The sequence below is a fragment of the Peribacillus sp. NPDC058002 genome (assembly GCF_042886655.1).
In the GTDB taxonomy this organism is placed as follows: Bacteria; Bacillota; Bacilli; order Bacillales; family DSM-1321; genus Peribacillus; species Peribacillus aracenensis.
This window is the reverse complement of the sequence record NZ_JBHVQU010000290.1, coordinates 1-4,167: the sequence shown is the minus strand read 5'-3', so window position 1 is coordinate 4,167 and position 4,167 is coordinate 1. Positions and strand designations below refer to the sequence as shown.

Annotated in this window: 4 protein-coding genes; 3 read left to right on the top strand and 1 reads right to left on the bottom strand. The window is 37.8% G+C overall.

The annotated features are described in order from the left end of the window. Positions 1-199: 199 nt before the first annotated feature. Positions 200-826: a CAP domain-containing protein gene (locus tag ACFVSH_RS23705; protein ID WP_387708169.1), complete on the bottom strand. Its 627-nt coding sequence runs from the start codon at positions 824-826 to the stop codon at positions 200-202. A 322-nt stretch (positions 827-1,148) separates the two neighbouring features. On the opposite strand from ACFVSH_RS23705, the gene ACFVSH_RS23700 reads away from it, so the two are divergent. The 3 genes from ACFVSH_RS23700 to ACFVSH_RS23690 all read left to right on the top strand — a co-directional run bounded on the left by ACFVSH_RS23700 (position 1,149) and on the right by ACFVSH_RS23690 (position 3,633). Then, positions 1,149-2,381: an NAD(P)/FAD-dependent oxidoreductase gene (locus ACFVSH_RS23700; RefSeq protein ID WP_387708167.1), complete on the top strand. Its 1,233-nt coding sequence runs from the start codon at positions 1,149-1,151 to the stop codon at positions 2,379-2,381. Between the two features lie 65 nt (positions 2,382-2,446). Further along, on the top strand, positions 2,447-3,025 hold the full coding sequence (locus ACFVSH_RS23695; protein ID WP_387708166.1) for a GNAT family N-acetyltransferase: 579 nt from the start codon (positions 2,447-2,449) through the stop codon (positions 3,023-3,025). A 173-nt stretch (positions 3,026-3,198) separates the two neighbouring features. Next, entirely contained in the window at positions 3,199-3,633 is a 435-nt protein-coding gene (locus tag ACFVSH_RS23690; protein ID WP_192204975.1) for a DMT family transporter, read from the top strand. The last annotated feature ends 534 nt before the right edge of the window (positions 3,634-4,167 follow it).

Below are 4,167 nucleotides of genomic sequence, written 5' to 3'. Positions count from 1 at the left end.
AGATAGTATGATATAACTACTTTACATATGTTCTGGAATGACATTTTTTTGAAGTGAAAACTGCAAGACTTCTTTTCTAAATAAAGTGAAAGGTTCCCGCATGTTTTGCTTGGAGTTTCTAATAAAGGATAATAGCAAGTTTTAGATTTGGAATATAAGGATAAAAAAAGGAGGCGGCAATCTGCCGCCTCTAACGTTTTTAATTTCCAATGAATTGCTGGGTCCAATAGTGGGTGTATTTCCCTCCTGTCACATGCCCAATTCCAATATGTGTATAGTTCTTGTTCAGAATATTGGCCTTATGTCCAGGGCTGTTCATCCATGATTTCATGACAGCATCCGCACTAGGTTGACCTGCTGCGATATTTTCCCCTGCGTACTTGTAACTGATCCCAAAGGATTTCATCATTTCGAAAGGCGATCCATATCTGGGGCTTGTATGATTGAAATAATTACTATCTCGCATATCCTCGGATTTCAGAATTGCTACGTGAGAAATGGATGTATCCATTTTAAGGGAAGGGAGGCCCCGTTTTAACCGTTCTTCGTTCACTAAACTAAGGACCTGCTGTTCAACTGATTGACTTTCTTCTCGATTAACTGTGGTGTTGGTAGCGGGAAGATTTATGATTTGTCCGATTCGAATTTGGTTTGCATCGTTTATAGCAGAGTTCGTTTTAAGTAATTCGTCAATGCTGACATCATATTCAGTAGCGATTTTCGTTAAGGTATCTCCTTTTGCCACCTCGTAAGTATTGGCACCCAGAGCAACTTTTGGAGCTAATAGGGATAGCGACAGTGCTGATAAAAGGATGATTTTCTTCATTTTGATTCCTCCTAGTAGAATATCTGGATTGGAAGTATAGTATGCTATAAAAATAGTTTTGTGTAAAATTAGCTCATTAACATTCCTTACTGGAATGGGAAAAAGGTATCGAATGGGAAGCTGATGTTAAGGGTCCATATAACCCGGAAGTGTGTTAAGAGTAACCAAAATCATAGGGCTTTTTGATAAATTGGAAGAATTATTTCATGTAGAAAAAGAATCATTTTACGTTTGCAGGCCATGTTTGTCAGGGTAAATAATAATAGCATCAAAACGATATAGTTATATGGAACTAATAAATTATCCTAAGGGTGGAGCTTGTATGGATTTAAAGGCAGGGAAAATGTTTTGGAAAGATACATTTGAAGCTAGAAAATATCCAATTTTGGAAGAGGATCTTTCATGTGATGTTTGTATAGTAGGGAGTGGTTCATCTGGGGCGCACTGTGCCTATTTTTTGGCAGAGACGGGTCTGAATGTCGTCCTTATCGATAAACGGGATATAAGTGAAGGAAGTACGCTTGCGAATACTGGACTTTTACAGTATTCAAATGATAAAACATTAACTTCCCTCATCCATAGTTTTGGAGAAGAAGCGGGGACACGACATGTTCAGCTTTGTTTGGACGCCATTCGGACCCTTGAGAAAGAGGTTGTTCCAAGTTTAAAGGAAAATCCGGATTTTAAAATTAGAAAAAGCTTGTACTATGCATCCAATCCAGAGGATGTTTCCAAGCTTAAAGAAGAATATAGTAATCTTAAATCCCGTAATTTCCCTGTTGAATATTATACTGAAAAAGAACTTGGCCGTAAATTTTCGTTTTCAAAAGAAGGAGCGCTGGTTACAGGTAATGATGCCGAAATCAATCCTTATAAACATGCTCATTTATTGATTGAAAAGGCATTTTCGAAAGGCGTACGTGTCTATTCAAAAACGAAAATCAATGGGAAGATATTAAAAGAGAATCAAACCCAGTTATTTACCGAAACCGGACACACGATACATGCACAGGCGGTCATCTTCGCAACTGGGTATGAAGCCCAAGAAGAAGTGAAGGATAAAAATGCAGTGATCCTCAGTTCATATGCCATCACAACAAATCAAATAGCCGATCGAGCTAAATGGCATGATAATATGATGATCTGGGAAACGGCACGGCCTTATTTATATACAAGAAAAACTCCTGACAACCGAATTATCATTGGAGGTCTTGATGAATCTATCGATTATCTGGAGAAGAGGGATTCAATGATTTTGAACAAAAGAGATAAATTATTGAAGCAGCTTATCAATTTGTTTCCAGAATTAGAGAATCGGGTCAGGGCTGATTATTATTGGGGAGCTTTTTTTGGTGAGACCCATGATGGTTTACCGACAATAGGAATATATCCTAACCATCCTAATTGTTATTTCTTATTAGGTTATGGCGGTAATGGGACGGTTTATAGTGTCATCCTCTCCCAAATCATCAGGGATTTGATTACAAGGGGAGGGCATGAGGACTCGGCATTGTATGTTAAGGAAAGGAATTTTTCAAAAAGTATTGTCCACTAAGACAGGTATCTTCTCTTCAAGAATAGAATAAAGTAGACAGCTGAATATACCGGGGGGATACTTCGATGTGGTTAAAGGAATTGGACACAGAAAGGCTGCGTTTAATCGAAATAGGTCACCATCATGCTGAGAGTCTGTTTGAAATTCTCTCTAAAGATGAAGTGACCAAATATGATGGAATAGAAAGTTTAACCCGAGTTGAAGATGCCCGCCGCTTAATCGACTCGTTTAAAAGTGCTTATATAAACAAACGTGGGCTGCGGTGGGGAGTCATTTTAAAGGATTCAGGCAAATTCATCGGAACTGTTGGCCTGAACCAATTGAGCCTTGCGAACAAACGGGCCGAAATAGGATATGAAATCCATCCCGAATATTGGAGGAATCATTTTACGTCTGAAGCCGTTAACGAAGTATTGCGGTATTGCTTTGAAGAATTGGGACTAAACAGAATTGCGGCATTAACTTTCAAGGATAATATTGCATCCAGAAACCTATTGAAGAAATTTGGATTTAAAGAGGAAGGCACCCTTCGAAGTTATCTATTTCTTCGGGCTAAATCGCATGATGCACTGGTATTTTCCTTGTTAAGCTCAGAGTATTGCCAGTTAAGACAACAAATTATTCAGGAATCAAATAGATTATAGTTTAGTAGTAGAACATTGCAGCTGGCCAATAGGGCCAGTTTTTATTTGTGTGATTTCTCTCCCGCTAGAATCAATTTATATCACTAAAGGACAATATACATATTTTTCATGTTAAAATTAGAATAAAGATTCATTAATCAGTCCGGATGGACATAAAAAGGAGCAAAATCATTGTGAAGATATTATTTCCGTTGCTTGCGGTCCTAGGCGGGATCACCATTGCCATACAAGGTCAAATCAATGGTGGGCTAGGGAAAAAAGTGGGAGTCATTGAAGCCTCTTTCATATCTTTTGGAATCGGGACACTCGCTTTATTATTTATTGTTTTGTTCGCGGGAAATGGAAACATATCTGCCATCGCTTCTGTTCCAAAATGGCAATTGATAGGCGGACTCTTAGGGGCTATTTATGTCATTGTGATGGTATTGGTCGTCCCTCAGATTGGAGTGGCACCAGCATTGGCCGGGGTTATCGCAGGCCAGATACTGATTGGGGCAGTCATTGACCATTTCGGTTTATTTGGAGGCGTACGGATCCCATTGGATGTGAAAAAGGTGACAGGCATTTGTTTGCTTTTCGTGTCATTATATTTATTTAATCATAAATGAAGAAGGGTCATTATCATTGGATTTGACGCGTACTTATAGGTGAGGAACTGAAAGAATATCTCTATTCCTACATAGTCATTATCCATTATTTGGGGTGTGATTGAAAAGACCTGAATATTATTTTGAGAAAAAATGTTATTCTACTAAAGTTTAATGTTTGTTAGTAAATGGTTTGCTAGGAACGTGGCCTTAGCAACCGACCTGGCTTGAGTTATTAGAATATTTAGAAAAGAGTAGACGAGCGAACTTATATGAATACTGGTATAAATGTGTTTGGAAAAATACTGCAAGTCGGCAGTCTTTTTACTTATCATTCCTATTTACCTAGTATCTAGATCGAATTGATTAGCGAATAAATACTATCTTGTGAAAAAGTACTCATCGGTTTATTGATTTTTTGATTTATTCGTAATATACTTAAAATTCAACATCTTTAATTCGAGGTATAGTACCCTTAGCGAGGTTGAAAAGAGGCTGATTTTTTCACTAGTAAACTGCATTAATGCTTTTTTAGGGAGAAATATGGATTTATGC

What these genes read in the sequence shown, in the direction of transcription:
- ACFVSH_RS23705 (WP_387708169.1), bottom strand. Translation starts at nt 826, where the DNA reads ATGAAGAAAATCATCCTTTTATCAGCACTGTCGCTATCCCTATTAGCT.
- ACFVSH_RS23700 (WP_387708167.1), top strand. Translation starts at nt 1,149, where the DNA reads ATGGATTTAAAGGCAGGGAAAATGTTTTGGAAAGATACATTTGAAGCT.
- ACFVSH_RS23695 (WP_387708166.1), top strand. Translation starts at nt 2,447, where the DNA reads ATGTGGTTAAAGGAATTGGACACAGAAAGGCTGCGTTTAATCGAAATA.